At 37.3% G+C, this 20,218-nt stretch carries 19 protein-coding genes and 1 riboswitch; of the genes, 6 read left to right on the top strand and 13 right to left on the bottom strand.

Going from position 1 to position 20,218, the window contains the following annotated elements; translation table 11 throughout:
• Positions 1-22: 22 nt before the first annotated feature.
• Entirely contained in the window at positions 23-793 is a 771-nt protein-coding gene (locus L6W14_RS05965; protein ID WP_237899838.1) for a GNAT family N-acetyltransferase, read from the bottom strand.
• 133 nt (positions 794-926) lie between these two features.
• On the opposite strand from L6W14_RS05965, the gene L6W14_RS05960 reads away from it, so the two are divergent.
• Positions 927-1,433 (top strand): GNAT family N-acetyltransferase, encoded by a 507-nt coding sequence (locus L6W14_RS05960; protein WP_131519545.1) that lies wholly within the window; start codon positions 927-929, stop codon positions 1,431-1,433.
• Between the two features lie 50 nt (positions 1,434-1,483).
• Here the strand turns inward: L6W14_RS05960 and L6W14_RS05955 are convergent, their stop codons facing one another.
• The gene (locus tag L6W14_RS05955; protein WP_227744821.1) at positions 1,484-1,987 is read right to left on the bottom strand and encodes a pyridoxamine 5'-phosphate oxidase family protein; all 504 of its coding nucleotides are present in this window, start codon (positions 1,985-1,987) and stop codon (positions 1,484-1,486) included.
• Positions 1,988-2,155: 168 nt separating this feature from the next.
• Positions 2,156-3,019: an AraC family transcriptional regulator gene (locus L6W14_RS05950; protein ID WP_237899836.1), complete on the bottom strand. Its 864-nt coding sequence runs from the start codon at positions 3,017-3,019 to the stop codon at positions 2,156-2,158.
• A gap of 257 nt (positions 3,020-3,276) precedes the next feature.
• Here L6W14_RS05950 and L6W14_RS05945 point away from each other — a divergent pair, with 257 nt between their 5' ends.
• Positions 3,277-3,660: an NUDIX hydrolase gene (locus tag L6W14_RS05945; protein WP_131519543.1), complete on the top strand. Its 384-nt coding sequence runs from the start codon at positions 3,277-3,279 to the stop codon at positions 3,658-3,660.
• A gap of 34 nt (positions 3,661-3,694) precedes the next feature.
• Here the strand turns inward: L6W14_RS05945 and L6W14_RS05940 are convergent, their stop codons facing one another.
• Positions 3,695-3,889 (bottom strand): hypothetical protein, encoded by a 195-nt coding sequence (locus L6W14_RS05940; protein WP_048391275.1) that lies wholly within the window; start codon positions 3,887-3,889, stop codon positions 3,695-3,697.
• Positions 3,890-3,974: 85 nt separating this feature from the next.
• Complete coding sequence (gene glnA, locus L6W14_RS05935; protein ID WP_237899834.1) at positions 3,975-5,309, bottom strand: type I glutamate--ammonia ligase; 1,335 nt, start codon at positions 5,307-5,309, stop codon at positions 3,975-3,977.
• Positions 5,310-5,893: 584 nt separating this feature from the next.
• On the opposite strand from glnA, the gene L6W14_RS05930 reads away from it, so the two are divergent.
• From L6W14_RS05930 to L6W14_RS05915, 4 genes are read left to right on the top strand one after another with little or no spacing between them, the layout of a single operon-like run.
• Positions 5,894-7,027 (top strand): SpoIIE family protein phosphatase, encoded by a 1,134-nt coding sequence (locus tag L6W14_RS05930; RefSeq protein WP_131519541.1) that lies wholly within the window; start codon positions 5,894-5,896, stop codon positions 7,025-7,027.
• Positions 7,028-7,033: 6 nt separating this feature from the next.
• Positions 7,034-7,453, top strand: a complete 420-nt coding sequence (locus L6W14_RS05925; RefSeq protein WP_131519540.1) for an ATP-binding protein — start codon at positions 7,034-7,036, stop codon at positions 7,451-7,453.
• Positions 7,454-7,481: 28 nt separating this feature from the next.
• Positions 7,482-9,179 carry a methyl-accepting chemotaxis protein gene (locus L6W14_RS05920; protein ID WP_131519539.1) on the top strand — a complete coding sequence of 566 codons (1,698 nt, stop codon included), beginning with the start codon at positions 7,482-7,484 and terminating at the stop codon, positions 9,177-9,179.
• 38 nt (positions 9,180-9,217) lie between these two features.
• Entirely contained in the window at positions 9,218-9,604 is a 387-nt protein-coding gene (locus L6W14_RS05915; protein ID WP_237899825.1) for an STAS domain-containing protein, read from the top strand.
• Positions 9,605-10,188: 584 nt separating this feature from the next.
• Here L6W14_RS05915 and L6W14_RS05910 read toward each other — a convergent pair.
• The 8 genes from L6W14_RS05910 to L6W14_RS05875 form a co-directional block, all read right to left on the bottom strand.
• The gene (locus L6W14_RS05910; RefSeq protein ID WP_227744820.1) at positions 10,189-11,535 is read right to left on the bottom strand and encodes a sodium-dependent transporter; all 1,347 of its coding nucleotides are present in this window, start codon (positions 11,533-11,535) and stop codon (positions 10,189-10,191) included.
• A 201-nt stretch (positions 11,536-11,736) separates the two neighbouring features.
• Positions 11,737-12,324, bottom strand: a complete 588-nt coding sequence (locus L6W14_RS05905) for an ECF transporter S component (protein WP_036080135.1) — start codon at positions 12,322-12,324, stop codon at positions 11,737-11,739.
• A gap of 214 nt (positions 12,325-12,538) precedes the next feature.
• A riboswitch (FMN riboswitch) is annotated at positions 12,539-12,724 on the bottom strand.
• Between the two features lie 143 nt (positions 12,725-12,867).
• Entirely contained in the window at positions 12,868-14,154 is a 1,287-nt protein-coding gene (locus tag L6W14_RS05900) for an RNA polymerase subunit sigma (protein ID WP_237899823.1), read from the bottom strand.
• The gene (sigX, locus tag L6W14_RS05895) at positions 14,151-14,684 is read right to left on the bottom strand and encodes an RNA polymerase sigma factor SigX (protein ID WP_009370717.1); all 534 of its coding nucleotides are present in this window, start codon (positions 14,682-14,684) and stop codon (positions 14,151-14,153) included. Before sigX ends, L6W14_RS05900 begins: the two co-directional genes overlap by 4 nt.
• Positions 14,685-14,762: 78 nt before the next feature.
• On the bottom strand, positions 14,763-16,538 hold the full coding sequence (locus tag L6W14_RS05890; protein ID WP_131519536.1) for an ATP-binding protein: 1,776 nt from the start codon (positions 16,536-16,538) through the stop codon (positions 14,763-14,765).
• The gene (locus L6W14_RS05885; RefSeq protein ID WP_004232215.1) at positions 16,531-17,247 is read right to left on the bottom strand and encodes a response regulator transcription factor; all 717 of its coding nucleotides are present in this window, start codon (positions 17,245-17,247) and stop codon (positions 16,531-16,533) included. Before L6W14_RS05885 ends, L6W14_RS05890 begins: the two co-directional genes overlap by 8 nt.
• A gap of 114 nt (positions 17,248-17,361) precedes the next feature.
• On the bottom strand, positions 17,362-18,543 hold the full coding sequence (gene ccsB / locus L6W14_RS05880; protein WP_048391290.1) for a c-type cytochrome biogenesis protein CcsB: 1,182 nt from the start codon (positions 18,541-18,543) through the stop codon (positions 17,362-17,364).
• A complete protein-coding gene (locus L6W14_RS05875; protein WP_131519535.1) occupies positions 18,540-20,216 on the bottom strand; it encodes a cytochrome c biogenesis protein ResB in 1,677 nt (558 codons plus the stop codon). The genes ccsB and L6W14_RS05875 overlap by 4 nt, the downstream gene beginning before the upstream one ends.
• Positions 20,217-20,218 lie beyond the last annotated feature (2 nt).

Below are 20,218 nucleotides of genomic sequence, written 5' to 3'. Positions count from 1 at the left end.
ATGTTTTTAATAACCACGTGGGCTAGCTTTTTGTATAGATAGCATATTTTTGTGGTGTCGTAAAACCAAGCTTTGTGCCTAGGTGAATGGATCCTGTATTCGAAATATCACAATCCCAACAAGGCTTTAGCTGGTTGACAAGACAATGATCTATAAATGTTTCAGCAATGCTACTTGCTAATCCTTGTCCTCTGAAATTTGAATCTGTCATAATATCAATTTCTGCATACTCATTTGATTTAAAAATAGAGACGGCTTCACTAATGATTTGTTCTTTGTGTACGAAACAAAAGCCAAAACCATTCTTGAGATAATTAGAGATAGAATCCCAATATTCCTCATAATATGTCTGATCAAATTCCAGTGAATTTTTAATCAGGGGTTCAGTAATAGATCTGACTTCGTAGTCACCTTCCCCACGCTTCTCTCGATGATTATAAATATTTTCATCAAATGTAAATGTATAGCGTTCTAGCTTTCTCAGCTGTTTATTTAACAATTGTTCGATTTTAGTATTCCACTGTTCTGAATAAGAAAATAAGGTAAACCGTTTCTGTTGTTCTACAGCCTGTTGCAAACAATAGGCTAGCTGATGATCAATCGAAGTCTTACTTTCATCGCCATATACATAGTATATCCCTGATTTCGTGTGGAATAATAATGTTCGAAAAGCAACTGTATCGGAATAGACAGCTCCTTCTATCATTCGATCTAGTATACTATAAACAAATGTCGGGGCTCTTGAAATAAATTGTTTAATGATAGGATATTGCTCTTCCGAGACTTTTATCATGCTATTTCCTCCAGTATTTTGCAGTATATATCATTTCTATTATAATAAACTTAAATCCATATGAAGGGACTGACTTATGCGCAGATAGCAATATTTTTCATCCAACATCATTATAATTTTGGAGGTAAAAGTATTGATTGACCATATCGACACGGAAAGATTACGGTTACGAAAAATGAGGAAAGCTGATGCTAAAAGTTTATTAGCTATTTGGTCTGATCCTGATGTAACCAAGTATATGAATATTACCCAGTTTACACAAGAAGAGCAGGCCTTGGAAATGATTGAACTTCTAGAACAATTAACTAAGCAACATAAGGCAATCCGCTTCTCTATTTTTGAAAAGGCATCCAAACATATCATTGGCTCATGTGGCTTTAATAAGATTGATTATGACAATGCTCTAACCGAGATTGGCTATGATTTGAGCAAGGAATATTGGGGAAAAGGCTATGCAACAGAAGCTATAACTGCTTTAATTGATTATGCCTTTAAGCACTTACAAATGGAAACAATTGTGGCAGAAGTTGACGCTGCCAATATCAATTCAATCAAGGTTTTAAAAAAATTGAACTTCATTTACCAAGAGAAGCATAATACTGAAGATACTCTACAACTTTACACTTTAACAAAATCTTAATGAGAAAAGGCTAAGCATGGCAGAATTCAACCAATACTTAGCCTTTTTAATTAGTGATACATGCCGTGATTAATTTTCCCTGTCAGCTTTTCTATTTTTACTTCAAATAGTTCAATTTTGGGCATAATTGGATAGCCTTCTCTTTCAAATGTCCATTCGGGATTGCCATACTTCTCCAGTAACGCATCAAAGAACCACTCTTTTTTCGTTTCCTCTTCAATTCTTGCGATATGTCCAAACAAAACAACACTTTGATAAACTAGTGCGGATTGACACGCGTATTTTTTGCCTGGATGTAAATCACCCATATCGCAAACTTCTATACAAATTTTAGGATTATGTTTGATATTTGACCAAAAGTGACTTTCTCGAAGATTACCAATATGCAAGTATAGTTTGTCCTCCCCTTCATATACATAGACAAACGGAATAACATAAGGAAAACCTTCCTCATCAACTGTTGCAACATGCGCAACTTTTCCCAACTTTAAGTATTGCTGTGCGTCCTCTTGTGAAATTTCCACACGTTTGTTTTGAATCGTACCTCTCATCATTTCTTAACCCCCTCATGAAATTATGTAACGATTAATAAACGTCGTTAAACCGTTTATTCCAAACATATATATATTTTACATCTTTAACAAAATTAAAAAAAGGGTAAATTTTTTCAGTAGAATAATAAAAGCCAAGGATGCACTAGTATAGCATCCTCGGCTTTCTTGTTATTTAATTGGAATCCAAATTTCTGAATACGAATCAGGGCGATAAGCATCCTCTTCAGGATAAACCTCCAATTCCGCTGTTCCTGCTGGTTCATATGGGTTGGATGGGAACCACTCTGAATAAATTTGTTTCCACGTATTTTGCATTGCATCAGGCATAGGTCCATGTACTTCAAAGACAACCCATTTGGATGCAGGTACTTCCATTGTTAAGAGATCTTCTCCTACCTCTCCTACATGATCAGTAGCAATCCAATAATCAATGAAGCCCTTTTGTCCCTGTTCAGTATTAGGTACACAAACACCTAATACACCATTGACAGTGCCATTATTTAATTGGTATAGCTGGTGATCAAAGCCACTTTGGTTTACCTCTTGCCAAAATAGAGGTATTTCCGTAGTATTCTCTCCATTTTGACAGTTGTATGTTCTTTTTACACCCACAATTTGAAACTTGTCTTTTTCAATAATTTTATATTTCATTGGTTCTGCTCCCTTCAAGCTTACCTGTATGACCAGGCGATTATATGATTGTAATGGTCCTTGCTTCTTTCTTGCTTCACTAGGCGTTACATGGTGCTGTTTTCGAAACGCTTTAGTAAAGGCTTCAGGAGTTTCATAGCCGTATTTGTAGGCGAGATCGATTATTTTTTGTTCAGTACCCAGCAATTCTTGTGCAGCTAACGTTAATCTTCTTCGCCGTAGATAATCTGCAATAGACATATCTGTCAAAATGGCAAAGGTTCGCTGAAAATGAAAGACAGATGAATTAACCTCCTGTGCAATCTGTTCAATCGTAATATCCTCTAATAAATGTTCTTCCATATAATTAATGGCCTTTTGTATCGACTCAATCCAACTCATTGCTCTCACTCCTTGATTCCATCTTAAAATAGATATTGCTGCATAACCTGTCTTTTTATGCTAACTTCGGACAGGTTAAATGGAAAGCATTTTTTGACTAGCTCTCCACTTTTAATTTCTTATCCCACTCACTATTTTTCCCTAAAATTCCATTGTAGTAGAAATCAAAAAACATCCAAAATATTTCTAAAAAATATTTACAAGAGTTTCTATTAAATGGTAAAACGGTATAAGAGAAGATATAGGGGGACTTTGCGATGAAATGGTTAGGTGCTGCTGCTATTTGTTTGAATGAAAGTAATCAGTTATTAATGGTTTTACAAGGAACTGTTGATGAAGAGAAAACTTGGACTGTGCCATCAGGTGGAAAAGAGGCCACGGAAGATTTTAAGACTTGCTGTATACGAGAAGTTTATGAAGAAACAGGCTATACAGTAGATATTATTAAGGAAATTTATTATAAGTACAATGAAGTAGTGGAAGTTCGCTATTTTCAAACCATCTTAACAGGTGGACAAATGATGATACATGATCCCGATGAATTAATATATGACATAGCATGGAAATCTAAAGAGGAAGTAGCACTTTTACCCCTAACATTTCCAGAAGATCGGGTATTTCTCTTATCGTTATTTAAATAAAAAAAGTCACGTCTCATCGACATGACCCCTCTTGTTAAATAGTGTAATTGTTTTGCTGATAAATAATTAAAGCAGAATGGATGACCGTCTGCTCTCCAATAAAGAGCGTATTGTATTTGATATCAAGTATGAAAAAGCCTTTTAAATCTACTAAAGCACGGTTAATATCAAGTTCAAATTGCACAATATCATTGTTTTGAATTGTCACAACTTGAGTTATCTGTGTCATTGTCCACACTCCTTTAATCTTATGATAGAGCAAAAAGAAGTTCATGTCACACAAAAAAGTTGGAGCTAAAAAAGCCCCAACACCTTTAGTACATCGTTAAATATTCCTCACGCTCCCAGTTATGGACACGTGTGCGATATTTATTCCATTCAATTTCTTTGGCAGCTGTAAATTTATCATAAATATGGTCTCCCAATGCATCACGAACAATGGCATCCATCTCTAATTCAATCAGCGCAAATTCTAATGAGGATGGTAAACTATCAATCCCGTTCAACTCCCGATCTGCTGCTGTCATTTTATAAATATTACGGTCTACCGCGGCTGGTGGTGTTAAATCTTTTCGTATGCCATCCAGCCCTGATGCTAGAATTACAGCCATTGCTAAATAAGGGTTTGCTGCTGGATCAACTGAGCGCAATTCAATTCGTGTAGATAGCCCACGTGCTGCTGGAATGCGAATTAATGGTGAACGGTTTTGAGCAGACCATGCTACATAGCAAGGGGCTTCATAGCCAGGTACTAATCGTTTATAGGAATTGACAAGTGGATTCGTGATAGCCGTAAAGCCATGCACATGCTTCATAATTCCTGCCATAAAGCTACGTGCGGTTGCGCTTAATTGCAAGTCTGCATGTTCATCATAGAAGGCATTTTTGTCACCTTCAAATAAGGAGAGATTAAAATGCATTCCTGAGCCATTGACCCCAAATAGTGGCTTTGGCATAAATGTTGCGTGGAGACCATGCTGTGCAGCAATGGTTTTTACCACCAGTTTAAATGTTTGGATATTGTCACATGCCTCAATAGCACTCGCATACTTAAAGTCGATTTCATGCTGGCCTGGTGCTACTTCATGATGAGATGCTTCAATTTCAAAGCCCATTCCCTCTAGCTCTAAAACAATATCACGACGACAGTTCTCTCCCAAATCAGTTGGCGCTAAATCAAAATAGCCTCCACTATCATTTAATTCCAGTGTCGGATGCCCCTTTTCATCCAACTTGAATAGGAAAAATTCAGGCTCTGGCCCTAAATTAAACGACGTAAAGCCCAGCTCCTCCATTTCCTTCAATACGCGCTTTAAATTGGCGCGTGGATCTCCTTCAAACGGTGTACCATCTGGTCTTGCAATATCACATATAAAGCGAGCTACTTTCCCCTTTTCAGCAGTCCAAGGAAAAATCACGAAGGTATTGATATCAGGCTTTAAATACATATCTGATTCTTCAATACGCACAAAACCTTCGATTGAAGAGCCGTCAAACATAACTTTATTATCAAGCGCTTTTCCTAATTGACTGACGGGAACTTCCACATTTTTGATTGTCCCTAAAATATCTGTAAATTGTAGGCGAATAAATTTCACATTTTCTTCCTTCACTCGGCGTATAATATCTTCTTTGGTATAATGTTTCATTCTTCACCACTCCAATGTAATTTTTATTAACACGTTTTTTATAACTGTTCTAAAAATACATTATTTTTGAAGAATAAGCAATGTGTATGTAAGGTTTTATGACATACCTTTTATAGAATATATTAATCCTTATTTTAGATTAATTTTTCTTACCCTATTTCCATCTCAAATAGCGAGATCTTTCATCTTTAAAAAAGGGCAAAACTACCACTTTCTACAAAAGGCCTTTAGTCTTATAAAAATTCTTCGTCATTCTAAAAATAAACAGCCTATATCATGACGAGACGAAGCATTCACTACTTCTACATGCATCAAATGGAGATATATCAAGAACATCGTTAAAAAGATAACCCGTGAACCCTATCCAAGAACCAAGATGTCAAAAATCCTATTGATTAAGTTTTACTTTATATCACAAAAGCCTTGTATAATGCGATATTTATTGGTAAATTTATAGCAAATTAGAATTTTAATTTATTCATATTATAAGTAAATACGGAGTATATAATTATGGTTAGAAATCATTATGTTGGCTTCCAGGAAATATTTAGTTATAGATACATAAGGCGGTGAATTAAGTAGGCATGTCAGTATTAATTATTGGCAGCGTAAGTAATGATGTGCTACGTCTGCAAAAGTATTTTCATCGTATCAGCATCCCCAATATTCATTGCTTTTCAACAACGGAAGCAGCAATGAACTATTTAGTAGATTCAGCTTTGAAAGATGAGCTGGAATTAATCGTACTTGACACGAAAATGACACTCAGCAATTGCGAGGAAATTTGTCAGCACATTCATGCACTTAAAAATTGGATAGATGTCCCTATCCTACTATCTACTACCTACGAAAAAAACATAACAATCGATAGGGTTTTTGAAGCAGGCATTTTCGACTTTATTTTAAAGCCGTTTGATTTTACTCATTTTAAGACTCGAATTCAAGTAGCCTTAAAATATCAGAGGGAAGCCAAACTTCGAAAGCAGCAAGAAAGTATGATTCAAAAAGATTTGTTTATTGCAAAAAAATTCCAAAAGAACGCACTATCTCCTCCATTAAATCTTGAGCAAATACAGGTTGATGGTCTTTATGTAACATCCAATACACTAGGAGGTGACATGTACTGCTGGTTTAAGATTAATGACCATTTAACCGCCATTCTTCTGTACGATGCAATGGGGCATGGCATAGCTGCATCACTCGTTACTATGTCCATCAGATCATTATTAAAAGGAATAATTACTAAGTTAATTGATCCAGTAGCCGTAATCCAAGAACTTAACCGCCAAATTTACGAGCTATTTTCTGATGAAGATATGGACCGTTTTTTAATGACAGCAATCTACATACTTCTCGATACAAAAAACGGCACTTTGCACTATGTGAATGCGGCTCACCCTTCTGGCTTTTTATTTGGAAAATATGGAGAAACAGTCTTCCTCCCAGCGAATACGCCTATCCTCGGACTATTCCCTACTATTCAAATAAATAAAAAAACAATACCTTTATCAGGCTGGCATCGTATTATTCTTTATACGGATGGATTATTAACATTGAACGAGCAAAACTCAATTGATATGGACTTTTTCTACACTTATGCTTCACAGGATAACAGCTATGCACTACAAAAATTTTCTCAAAAGTACAATTTATTTGATAATGATTACAGCGATGACATCACAGTCGTTTCAATAACAATTACATTAAAGGGTAGGTGATTGAAGATGGAATTCACACTCAATGTAAATCCTGATACACAAGCTATAGCCTTTATTGATCAAGTTATGGAGAATTATACAGATTTATATAATCTACCTTATAAACGAGAGTTAAGATTTGTTGTTCATGAACTAGTCATCAATGCCGTAGAGGCTATGGGAAAAATTGATATACCCGCTCAAAAGGAGATTCAAATACATGTAACTCCATCAAACGAAGAAATAAAAATAACAGTCACTGACGAAGCAAAAGGCATTGACGAAAAGGACTGGGACAAAGTTCTTCAATTCGATTTAGACAAACTTGATTATGCTGATCGTGGACGCGGGTTATTTTTTGTCAAAAATATGGTCGACCATATTTGGTTCGAAAATATTTCTGAAACAAAATTTTTAGTTGGTATTTCCAAAAAGATTCATCTATAAAAGTAAACGTAAAATTGGGGGCGTTTTAATGAAGTTATCTATACGAAAGAAAATGAATCTGCTTATATTTGGTTGTATTATTTTACTTACTTCCCTTTTAGCAGGAGTCAATTTTTTTGTTGCCAAGAACAATCTATTAGAAAGTGCTGATACAAAGCTTTTATCAGATATACAGTTGAGCTATGAATATTTAGACGCTAAATATCCTGGAGAATGGTCCATTAAAAACAACCAACTCTATAAGGGCGATATCAATATGGTAGAAAACTTTGAGGTAGCTGATAAAGTTGGAGAACTCACAAATGGAAATGCTGTATCCATCTTTCAAAACGATACGCGTATAAGTACCAATATAGTGGATAATGGTCAACGCGCTTTAAATACAAAGGTTTCTGACGAGGTTGCTACTGTTGTACTGGGAGAAAAAAAACGCTTTATCGGTTCTGCCAATGTCTTAGGAAGTTTGCATCAAGCAGCCTATGATCCGATTGTAAATAGTCAAGGCGAGGTTATCGGTGTATGGGCAACCGCTGTCCCTACCGCTCCTTATATAGGCATTGCCACAAAATCTGCACTGGAGAATGTAGCGATTTCCTTAGTGATCGCCATTGTAATGATCGGAGGAATTAGTTGGTTCTTACAAAAGCAAATTGTTAATCCTATTAACATTCTAAGTACCAATGCCAAGGAACTAGCAGACCTAAATTTAAATGTTAAACTGTTAAACCCTAAAGGCAAAGACGAAATCGCTGAATTAGCACGTGCATTTAGTAGTATGAAAAATCATTTAACAGAGACGATAAAGATTGTGGCTGGTAGTGCACATCAAATTGCAAAGTCGTCACACACTTTGGCAGAATCATCTCATCAAACAAGCGAAGCATCTAATCAGATTGCACTAACAATGAATGAAATCGCCGTTGGTACTACCACTCAATCTGATCAGGCTGAACGAATAGTTTCAATGATGCAAAAAACGATTGAGGAAGTATCAAAGAGCTTACAAAAAGCCGAAATCACTTTAAACAGTGCTATCGAGTCCACTCATATCGCACGTAAAGGAGAAGAAGCCATCACCGAAGCGATTATGCATCTAAGTGATGTTACGAAAACAGTGTCTTATGCAACTGATTCTATCCAAAAATTAGGAAAGCGCTCAGAAGAAATTGGTGGTATTATTACCGTTATTACTGGCATCGCAGAACAAACAAATCTGTTAGCACTCAATGCGGCCATCGAGGCGGCACGAGCAGGTGATCAAGGAAAAGGTTTTGCTGTCGTTGCATCAGAGGTTCGTCAGTTAGCTGAACAGTCAAGTTTAGCAGCTGGACAAATTACTAATCTTATTAATGATATCCAAGCGGAAACTTCTGTGACTGTACGGACAATGGAAAGTAATTTACTAGCTGTTGAGGAGCAAGTAACGATCATTAATAAAGGTGGAAGTGCCTTAAAAGAAATCGTGGAGAAAGTGGTCGAAACTGAAGAAGGTGTCGAACAAATGAAAGTGGCATTTACACATGTTAACGACAACTCCCTAGATGTGCAACAAGCCATTCAAGATATTTCTCGCATCATCGAGGACGCTGCAGCAGCTACAGAAGAGATTGCCGCAACCTCAGAAGAGCAATATGCGACTGTTGCCGAAATTACACAAAGCTCAGATGAGTTATCATCAATTGCTGATAAATTACAAAATGAAGTGAATAAATTTAAGTTTGAATAAATCCCCAAACAAGAAAAGAAAAATGGAGGCGCTATAGGATGAATCAGAAGAAAATTGCAATGAGTATTGACACAAAGGCTGATTATATTGTGATTGCGTTTACAGGCGATTTAGAATACGGGATGATTGAAGAAATAAAGTCAGAGCTGCAAACACTTAGCTTAGACACAAAACACGGATACATTATCGATATGCAAAGGGTAACAAATATTGATAGTACTGGATTCGGGATGATCGTTAATTTTGCTAAGAAGGTGTCTGTAAAAGATAAGAAAATCGCCATTATTGTCGTCGATGATTTCATTCGCAACTTATTCGCTATTTCACAGGTTGATAAAGTATTCCCTATTGCCGAAAGTGAAGAACAAGCAAGGAAGATTATTAAAGAAGATTGGCTAGGTGAACTATCACTTAACGATTATTAATCTCTATAAGCATAATAAAAGGTGTATTCCTATTAACGGAATACACCTTTTTATGTTGTTAAAAAAGAAGATGTCAACGGTAGAAATAGTAACTTTACAAGGCGAGAGGTTGATTTCCGTTCTGCCAGCGTCCTTTCCAGGAGGGCGTCCGATGAGCCGTTAAATCCCATAGGAGTGACGCTATCAACCATTCTACAAAGCAGGCTTTACCTCATAGTAGCATAGCGATCAAATCTACCCATTATCTGTATTCTTAGAGGAGATAGGCTCTTATTTTCAATGTGGTGAAGTGAAGTGCTGAGTGACAACACCTCTTCATAAAGAGTAATGAACTCTTATACTTTATAAAACCTTCGCTAAAAAGATTAGTTTTTTGGATTGAAGTGGAAGGTATTTGACTTCCATGGGATAACTAGACAGGCGAGCCCCTACATGGAGCGGAAGCAGTTCGGCGCTCGTCCATAGAAAAGCATGCAGCCAGCAACAGAAATCCATTTCTACCTTTCAATTGACTGTTTTGTTTTGTTTTGTAACACTAAGAAAAGGTGTATTTCCTATTATGGAATACACCCTTTTCTTTTTCTTTAATACTGCAGTAGCATATTAACAAACACAACTAGAATGATAAACGGTACAACAACTAACATTAACATACGATATGTCGAATAATACCCTTGTCCCATTTGACTACCCGTTAGCAATTCTCTCTTCACAAATTCTTTATCTACTACATAGGCAATAAAAATAGCAATGAATAAATTCCCTAGTGGAAGCATGATATTCGACACTAAAAAATCGGTTGCATCAAAGATACTTTTCTCGAAAATCATTATATCCGATAAAACACTCGAAGAAAGCGCTGCTGGAATAGCTGCAATAAATACGACTATACCAAGTATAAGTGTCCACATGGGACGGGATTTCTGACTATGCTCCATAAATGCTGCGACGATAATCTCATATAAACTAAATGATGACGTTAATGTAGCAAATAAAAATAGCAATAAAAACATGGCTAAAAACACTTCACCGAATGGCATTTGACTAAATGCTGTTGGTAGTACCATAAATAGCAAACCTGGACCCGCTGCTGGCTCTAAATCAAAGGCGAACACAACAGGGAAAATCGCTAAACCTGCTAAAAATGAAACGAGCACGGTTAACAACACTACAGAACCTGCTGAATTCGGAAGACTGACATCTTTTTTTAGATAAGAGCTATATGTAACTAGACAAGAAAAGCCAACTGCTAACCCAAAGAACGATTGCCCGAGGGCTTCTAATAATGCCTTACCCGTAATATTCGAGAAATCAGGCCATAAGAAGAATTTTACCCCTTCCATTGCCCCATCTAATGTAACAGCACGCACAACAAGGACAATGAACATTATGAAAAGTAACGGCATCATCCATTTATTGGCTTTTTCAATCCCATTTTGTACACCTAATGAAATCACAAGTACGTTGGCTAATGTAAACAACACTAGACCAACTAGTGTAATCCATGGCGTGCCTATAATTTTTCCAAATAATTCAGCTGGATCTACTGCTGGATCAATTACCGCGCCAGCTACACCTAGCCCGCTATAAATAAAGATCCAACCTCCGACTACGCTATAAAAAGTTAATAATAAAAAACAGCCTAGCACGCCCATTCGACCAATCCAAGCCCAGCCTGGCTTAGTTGGGGCAATTTTTTTATACGCTGTTACAGCCTCGGATTGTGTACCACGTCCTAACACATACTCGGACAATAACATTGGTAGTCCTATTAACAAGGTAAATAACACAAAGATAAGGAAAAATGCTCCTCCACCACTTTGTCCCGTTACATAGGGAAGTTTCCAAATTGCTCCTAGTCCGATCGCCGCACCAGCTGATGCTAAAATAAAACCTAATTTACTAGACCACTGTCCTTTTTTTCCACTCATCTCTTCAAACTCCTCAAACATTCTAAACTCTTCTCTATTTTACATGAAAATATAGCTTTCGACTAGATTATACTTATAAAGTACTAGTTAGCTGTTTTACCCTATTACTTTTTTCTATATTTATTATTCTTCACACCTTTCTCTATCCATCATTCCTTCCAACAAAAAACCTCAGGTATGTTCACCCGAGGTTAGTAAAAATTATTTTGTTATATAGATAGAACGCTGGCGGTCGATCCACTTGCGCATAGTAGTAAATAAAAACGCCATAATAGCCGTTAATAAAATACCTTTTACAATGTTAAATGGTAAAATCCCAGCGATAATCATTTTATAAAGTGAGTCACCTACAACAGGTTCCATTCCTAAGAAGTATGTGTACATCGGTAAAAATACAGCGTAGTTTAAAATACTCATGCCTACTGCCATTACGACTGTTCCTGTCGCTAAACCTCCAACAAGACCAGCAATTGTTTTAAAGCGATTAAAAATAAGGCTTACTGGCAAAATAAATAAAATACCTGTTGCAAAGTTGGCAATATGACCTACTGGCACACCTGTTGGCGTTCCAGAGAAAATCCAATCCAATACATTTTTAAATAATTCTACTAAAATACCAGCTACAGGCCCCATTGTGATGGCTGCTATTAATGCAGGCATATCACTAAAGTCGACTTCCAAGAATGCTGGAAATGGTGGAATTGGAAAATTAAAAAGCATTAATAAAAACGAAATACTGCTCAGCATGCCAATCGTAATAAACGATTGAAGTTTAACATTTTTCTTCATAGAAAACTCTCTCCTCTTTGCTGATTCAATCTCGCAAGAAGAAAGGTGACGATCTTTCAATGTTAGCACAAAAAACCCTTATGCATGAAGAGCACAAGGGAGAAAGGCATGACGAATAAGCGTCAATTTAAACTATTTTTGAGCACCGTTTAAAAAGCCATACAAAAAAGCGCTCGTTTATAGTTTATTTCATAACAATGAATGACGATCGTACCTCCATCTTCTCCCATCCAGACTTTAACTGTCGGCCTCGGAATCACACCAAGTCAGCCATGCAAATAAATTTGCACAGGTCGCGGGCTGAAGAGCGAAGCATAAACCATTCGAGTTAATGGAAACATTAACGGTTCACCACTCTATTACCGCCGGTCGGGATTTTCACCCTGCCCCGAAGATGAATCATATTATTTTATACTACAACCTTACTATAATTAATTATCAAGAAAAAGTAAACAGTTCTGCTTAAAAAAATCCGATTAGATTTGTATGTATTGTAAAAATGGAGCATTCCATGTTACAGGAATGCTCCATTTTTGATTCTGCCTAAGGCATATATTGTTTATTTGGCCCCACAGGCTTTGGCAAATAATTTTTTAAATCGAATCCTTCCCAACTTTCTTGGACCACATTATCTAAGCGTAATTGTTGGTCAAAGCTAGCAGCAGTTAACATCATCGCTTCAATCAATTGGGTAGCGCGAATTGGCTCCATCGATGCTAAATCTAAGGGAATGTCGAATGTTACGACTACACCTTCCGCTTCCTCTTTCACGGTATATGTTACGTTTTCAGGAACCACTGTTACATAAACATCATCATTTTTGTTTTTCATTAGTGTAAGTGCTTCTGTAATATTAGCAAATGTTTGACGGAAATCTGGTGACAGATATTCTGCCCCATTCTCATCTTGGTATAAGTAATAATTAAAATGCTTGGCGTTTGTTAATGACATGGCTTGACTTGGCTCACCCTCTTGAGAAAACTCATAAGGTGTGCCATCTTCATTTTGAATCTCAACTTCCGTATATTCAGAATCCGAGAAGGTATCCTCTAAAGTCCCTTTGTACTCATTAACGGTAGCTGATGCAATATCATAGTCATTGTCCTTTGGTAAAACGTGGACAAGCTTGTCTTCCTTCTCCTTCAGTTCACCTTTAAATGGATGATAATCCGTAAACCCTTTGGCTTCTTCATCTATTTGAGGAGCATATTTTTCATACATCTGTAAGGTAGAAGGTTTTTCTGTTCCAAAATCAGTTGCTACACGCTCATTTGGTATCACATATGTCATTGGGACACTTTCTGCATCGCGTCCTGCCAAACCAATACGAAATACGACAGCATCTTTCACATCTTCCTCATAGACAGATGACCGTAAAGATAACATACGCTCATGCTCCGATACAATACTGGATTGAAGTGCCTCATCCTGGGTAGCTGCTTCTTTGGCAGAACGATCTTCCTGTAACGTAGAGTAATTAGCCGTTTCTGGCGTACTAGCTAAATCTTTTTGGCTAGCGTCATTATTCATCAACATGAAGCCAACGAGTACCGTTATCGCGAAAACTGCTGCTACACTCGTAAAAATCGACATTTTACGGAACTTAAATCGTGATGGTCGTTCATCTTGAATTAAAGGTTTACTTTCTTGTTGTGCTTCTTCATTCTCTATGGGTTGTTGTATCGCTTCTTGAAGGTGACTATTATCCTGCAAGCGAGCATCTGCCATTAACCGATTTAATATTTCTTCTTTTGAACGGCGGTCAGAAAGCTTAGGGGCATTGTTCAAGACATGTTCAAGCTGTTCATCATCAAATGGCTTATGCGTCATTGCCGTTTCGCCTCCTGTTCTCTAATCGGCTGTAGCTGTTGCCTTAAAAATTTAATGGCTCGATGCTGGGTCGTTTTTACCTTAGCTTCTGTCCAATCTAGTATTTGCGCTGTTTCTGCAATCGATAAATCTTGAAAATAGCGCATAATAATGACCATTTTTTGGTCGCCTGTACAGTTTTCAAGTGCTGATTCTACCTGCATAAATTCATCACTGGCCTGTAGCATATCTTCCGGTGATGGTGTGGTTGAATGGAGCTGTTCCGTTTCCCAGTCAAAGAAATCATGTGAATGCTTTTGACGTACAGCTTGCTTTCTAAAATGATCAATCGCTACATTTTTAGCAATAGCAAATAGCCAAGTTTTCTCACTACTATTGCCTGCAAATTGATCATATGAGCGCAACACTCGTACATAAACTTCATGTGCTAAATCTTCGGCAAGTGTACGGTTTTTTACTAAATATATTAAAAACTGAAACACGTCTTGGTGATATGCATCGTATAGTCGATGGAACACGGAGTCATTCAAAGCACTCCACCCCCGTTCTATAATATTTGTCGTCTTACATTCATAGAAGTTACAGCCAATTAATAGCAATACTTGTTATTAATCGAACGGTAAATAAAACGTGAAGGTCGTACCCTCTTTCAACACACTGTCTACCATTATATTACCTGAGTGAGCCTTCACAATATTTCTAGCAATGGCTAAGCCAAGACCAGTTCCACCCTTGGAACGAGTACGTGCCTTATCGGCTTTATAAAAACGTTCAAAGACATAGGGTAAGTCCTCTTGAGGAATGCCATGTCCTGTATCTTGAACAGATATTTTAGCAAAGGTCGGCTCCTGCTCTATTTTCACAGTTACAGACCCTTCATCTGTATGTCTCAGGGCATTGTCGACTAAATTTGTAAGCACTTGTTCAATGCGATCCTCATCTATATTAATCATGGCCTCGTCATTAAATTCACTTTCAAACAACAGACGAACATGCTTTTCTTTTGCTACCTGTGCAAACTTTTGTGTAATACGTTCGAATGTAGAATTAATTGGTAATTCATCTTTATAAAGCGTCATATGCCCTGATTCCATGCGTGCCAAATCTAATAGATCTGTCACAAGGCGACCCATTCGCTTCGATTCATCATAAATAATTTTGGTAATCTCATTTCGCTCTTCCTGATCCTGAATAAAATCATCATCCATTAATGCTTCCGAGTAACCTTGAAGCATGGCAATCGGTGTTCGAAGCTCATGAGAGACATTGGCAATAAAATCGGATCTTAGTTTTTCCAAGCGATGCTGTTCAGTCATATCACGAATAACAGCCACAGCGCCACGTATCATTTCACCACTATATAGAGGACTAATAGTAAATGTATAATAGCTGCCATCCATTTCAATTTCCTCTTCTAGTTTATCCTCAAACATCAGTACATGATCAAGCATATGATACAGCTCTGGCGGAATAGGTTTTGCACTTTGTGAGCCTTTATTCACAAACCATTTTTGCATTAGACGTTCAGCTGGTGGATTACTTAATAATATTGTACGATCCCGATTAAATGTTATCACTGCATCTGTCATAGATGTCAAAATATTAGAAAGCTGTTCGTTTTCTTGATTGATAACCTCTAAATTATGCTTTAATTGACGGCCCATTTGGTTGAAGGCAACGGCAAGCTGACCAATTTCATCATTTTGAGTAGTGGGCATTTTCGCTTCAAAATTCCCTTTTGCAATTTCAAAAGCTAATTCACGCATTTTTCTTAATGGCGAAGTTATCCGTGAAGAAAGGAAGAATGCGAAGAATGTCGTCAACACAAATGCAATGAAGGCTGCTAAAAAGACAATTTTCGTTGTTTCCTTAGACGTTTTATGTAACGCATCTGGGCTTTGGTAGATGAAGACAGCTCCATGTACTGCATTTTCAACATTTAGGGGAAAACCAAGTACGACATAAGATTCCATCTTTTCTTGATCAGTTGAAGAAGGCATCATCATTTCTTTAATAATCGGTTCATCTGATTGAAACACTTCATGAAAAGATTTATTGGCTAAAATAGTATCTTGTATTTCTTTTTTGTTGACACCCTCTTGCATCGCAAAGGACACTTCAACATGACTGATAGCGATCAATGCATTGGTCCCTGTAGGTAAAATATCTTTTAATAATTCCGAGGTAGATTCGGCTGTTTCATTGTCATCTACTATACTTGCTACTGTTGCTGCTGTTTGTCGCAATGAAATTTCTGCTTGCTGCATATGGTAATTTTGAAGAAATTCCAGCATTAATACCGTGAAAACAAATAATACAAATGAAACGAGAAGCAATATGGTTACCCATAGCTTCCCGACAACACTATTCCATATTCTATTCATTGACAACCTCAAATTTGTATCCAACGCCCCAAACCGTCACAATCATTTTAGCAGCGTTTTCAGAAACTCGGTTGAGTTTTTCACGTAAACGTTTTACATGTGTATCCACTGTACGTAAATCACCAAAGAAGTCATAATGCCATACCTCTTTTAGTAGTTGTTCACGGTCAAATACTTTGTCTGGCGATTTCGCTAAAAAGTACAGCAATTCATACTCTTTCGGTGTTAAATTAACCTCAATGCCCTCTGCAGTCACACGGTGTGCATCATGATCAATCATTAAGTGTTGGAACACCACTAAATCTTTTGAAGAAGATGCATTAGTCGTTGGTGAGAAAGCCTGTGAACGACGTAGAATAGCCTTCACACGTAACACAACCTCACGAGGACTAAATGGTTTAACGATATAGTCATCTGCACCAAGCTCAAAGCCTTGTACACGGTTCGCTTCTTCGCCTTTAGCAGTTAATAAAATAATAGGTGTTGCTGCGCGCTCTCGAATTTCTGCACACACTTCTAGCCCATCTTTTTCAGGCATCATAATATCAAGTAAAATACAGTGATATTCTTTTTCTAAAGATTTCTCGATCGCTTGTTCTCCATTTTCGGCCTCGTCAACAAGGTATCCTTCTCGCTCAAGATACATTTTTAATAAGCGGCGAATACGATCCTCGTCATCTACTACTAATACTGAAATATTTTCTGACACTTTCACGATCCCTCTCTTCCATCTTTCTCTAACTTCTATTGTACATGGTGTGACACATATTGAAAAGAAAAGAAAGCCTCTTCGCTACAGCGAAAAGGCTTGTTGCTTCACAGGTTACGCGTAGGAGTGTAAACCTGCAAGAATTAAGTTAACAGCAATTAGGTTGAATAAAATAATCCCAAAACCAATTAGTGCTAACCAAGCAGATTTTCGACCTTCCCAGCCTTTTGATAGACGTAAATGCAGGAATGCTGCATAGAATAACCATGTAATAAGAGCCCATACTTCTTTTGGATCCCAACCCCAGAAACGACTCCAAGCAATTTGTGCCCAAATCATCGCAAAGATTAAAGCACCAAGGGAGAATACAGGGAAACCAATCAGCACTGAACGATAACCAATTTCATCAAGTAATTGTAAATTGACACGTTTAACAAGTGGTTGGAAAATGGCACTAATTCGACGGCGAGCAATTAAACGAATTAATAAATACAACACAGATCCTACCAATAATGACCAAACAACGGTTGTTAATTTTTTAGCATTGATTAACGCTGGCATTTCTACTAATGGCGACATGCCATGTTCTTCTATCACTTCATATTCATTCATACCGAATACTGGAGGTAAATTGTAAATAATTTTACGAGTAGTTCCTTCTTTATCCACATAATTATAGCTAGACTCGTAATCCATCGCACTAAATGTAGATGTTACCGCGACAAATCCAACAACGACTACAAGACAGTACATAACGGCTTCTAACCAAAAACGTTGTTTAGAGGGCTTTGTTAAATCTACTACTTTTAATAAGTAAATAAGTCCTGCCACAGCACTAATGGCTAAAATAGATTGCCCTAATGCTGCTGTAATAACGTGAATTGTTAACCAATGACTTTGTAATGAAGGCACTAAAGGACTTACTTCTTTCGGGAACATTGCTGCATAAGCAATAATCAAAAGCGCAACAGGCAATGCCACTAATCCAAGTGCCGTCAAACGATAAATAAAATAAATTAAGATAAACGCGCCGACAATGAACATACCAAAGGCAGTTGTAAATTCGAACATATTACTTACTGGCGCATGTCCTGTATATATCCAACGCGTAATAAAATAGCCAAGCTGTGATAGGAAACCAATTATAGTAACCACAATGGCAAGCTTGCCCCATTTGCCAGTATTTTTACCAGTAGCATTACCTTGCTTAATTGAACCACCAAATAATAATGTCGCAACTAGATAAGCAATAAACGCTACAAATAGTAAGTTTCCACTTAAGTCAATCAAACTCATAAGGTGTTGTCACCTTCCTTTTCTTTAATGCCACCAGTAGTGGACTCTTCGCTAGCCTCATCTTTCTCTAACTGATCTTTATACGGAGGCAATGCAGCAAATGTTGTAACAGCATCTAAATCCTTTTTCATGCTGAACATATTTTTGTTGACATGGGCAGCCATTAACACACGGCCGTCTGGCTCCACTTGAAGCCATAAACGACGATGATTCCAGTAAGAGCCAATGGCAACACCGATCATAAAGATGACCCCACCAACAAACAGAATAGGGATGGTACTATCTTTTCGCACCGTAATACCTGACATATCACGCATCTCTGCACTAGCAAATTTCATTCTGTATTTATTTTCACCCAGTGGTTCTAAAGGAGGCTGCATAATTTCAACAAAGCTTACTTCTCCTTCAGGAGTTTCTGGTGTAGTCATTTTAAATAAAAATGCAGGATTATTTGGAATAGACGTTTTAGTCTGAGGTTCTCCATTTTCAAATCCATCAAAATCAGGTGTATAGACAAGAATTTGAACGGATGAACCATTCCCTAAATCATATTCTTTTTTAGGATTTGTTAAATCAATCTCTACCTTACCTAATGATTTCTCTGTCGTCTTATTAATTAATTCAAAGTTCATCTGTTTTAATTCATTTAGACGATAATCCATCTGGTAAAGGGCAAAGCCATCTTCTTTCAAAGGATGGTTTACACGAATAGAATAGTCTTTTACTTTTTCTAGATTTTCCGTATCCCCAGGCAATGCATCTTCAGGTTGCTTGTAAAGTGTAATATCGGTCTGGAAGTTTTTAGCCACTACATTCACACCCTGTTTAACTTGCTCACCTTGTGGTGTATTATCATGTGTTTCTAAAATAAAGTCACGGTTTTCAATGAAATAGCCTTCCATTCCAGTGATAGCTCGTGTTTCACCTTCACGCACCCATATCGATTCATCAACATAGAAGCCTGGAACTAGACGTAGCATGACCCCACCTAAAAAAATGATGAGACCTACATGGTTTATGTACGGACCGTAACGAGAAAAGCGTCCTTTTTCAGCTAAGAGAGCGCTACCATCTCGACGAACAGAATACTTCATCTCAGTCATTTTTTGAGCCACTTTATCAAGCGTTTCCTCCGCACTCGCTGACACTTGTCCTTCTGCAACAATGCGCTGACGCTTCATAAAGCTTTCATGTCTTTTAACACGTTGATTCTTTAATGATTTATAAAGTGGAATGCCTCGGTCAAGACTTGCCACTATAATTGAAACTGCTAGCATACCAACTAAAATCTGGAACCACCATGAGCTATATAAATCCGAAAGCCCCAACGTATAATAGATTTTACCGAATGTACCATATACGTCTGCGTAATAAGCCCCCTTCTCCATATCAGAAGCTTTTACGTAAAACTCTTGCGGTAGTAATGTTCCGACTGAAGCAGCAATTAATGTGATAATAATTAAGGATATACCAACTTTAACACTTGAGAAGAAATTCCATATTTTATCAACAAATGATTTGTTATATGTTTTGGAGCGAATGGCCATACCATCATAGCGCATATCAACAACTTTATTTTGTTTTTCTTCTTCGGTTAAAGGACGACCACATTTCTCACAAAGCTTCGTGCCGTATGGATTACTATGACCACAAGCACAAATGATTTTTTCCATCG

It is taken from the genome of Lysinibacillus sp. ACHW1.5, from assembly GCF_022014815.1.
In the GTDB taxonomy this organism is placed as follows: Bacteria; Bacillota; Bacilli; order Bacillales_A; family Planococcaceae; genus Lysinibacillus; species Lysinibacillus capsici.
Note: the sequence above shows the minus strand (reverse complement) of the source record. Positions and strands in the feature narration are given on the sequence as shown.

Bases quoted from the DNA above. Each gene is read 5' to 3' on its own strand.
- L6W14_RS05965 (WP_237899838.1), bottom strand. From the start codon at position 793: ATGATAAAAGTCTCGGAAGAGCAATATCCTATCATTAAACAATTTATT.
- L6W14_RS05955 (WP_227744821.1), bottom strand. From the start codon at position 1,987: ATGATGAGAGGTACGATTCAAAACAAACGTGTGGAAATTTCACAAGAG.
- L6W14_RS05950 (WP_237899836.1), bottom strand. From the start codon at position 3,019: ATGAGTTGGATTGAGTCGATACAAAAGGCCATTAATTATATGGAAGAA.
- L6W14_RS05945 (WP_131519543.1), top strand. From the start codon at position 3,277: ATGAAATGGTTAGGTGCTGCTGCTATTTGTTTGAATGAAAGTAATCAG.
- L6W14_RS05940 (WP_048391275.1), bottom strand. From the start codon at position 3,889: ATGACACAGATAACTCAAGTTGTGACAATTCAAAACAATGATATTGTG.
- glnA (WP_237899834.1), bottom strand. From the start codon at position 5,309: ATGAAACATTATACCAAAGAAGATATTATACGCCGAGTGAAGGAAGAA.
- L6W14_RS05930 (WP_131519541.1), top strand. From the start codon at position 5,894: ATGTCAGTATTAATTATTGGCAGCGTAAGTAATGATGTGCTACGTCTG.
- L6W14_RS05925 (WP_131519540.1), top strand. From the start codon at position 7,034: ATGGAATTCACACTCAATGTAAATCCTGATACACAAGCTATAGCCTTT.
- L6W14_RS05920 (WP_131519539.1), top strand. From the start codon at position 7,482: ATGAAGTTATCTATACGAAAGAAAATGAATCTGCTTATATTTGGTTGT.
- L6W14_RS05915 (WP_237899825.1), top strand. From the start codon at position 9,218: ATGAATCAGAAGAAAATTGCAATGAGTATTGACACAAAGGCTGATTAT.
- L6W14_RS05910 (WP_227744820.1), bottom strand. From the start codon at position 11,535: ATGAGTGGAAAAAAAGGACAGTGGTCTAGTAAATTAGGTTTTATTTTA.
- L6W14_RS05905 (WP_036080135.1), bottom strand. From the start codon at position 12,324: ATGAAGAAAAATGTTAAACTTCAATCGTTTATTACGATTGGCATGCTG.
- L6W14_RS05900 (WP_237899823.1), bottom strand. From the start codon at position 14,154: ATGACGCATAAGCCATTTGATGATGAACAGCTTGAACATGTCTTGAAC.
- L6W14_RS05890 (WP_131519536.1), bottom strand. From the start codon at position 16,538: ATGAATAGAATATGGAATAGTGTTGTCGGGAAGCTATGGGTAACCATA.
- ccsB (WP_048391290.1), bottom strand. From the start codon at position 18,543: ATGAGTTTGATTGACTTAAGTGGAAACTTACTATTTGTAGCGTTTATT.
- L6W14_RS05875 (WP_131519535.1), bottom strand. From the start codon at position 20,216: ATGGAAAAAATCATTTGTGCTTGTGGTCATAGTAATCCATACGGCACG.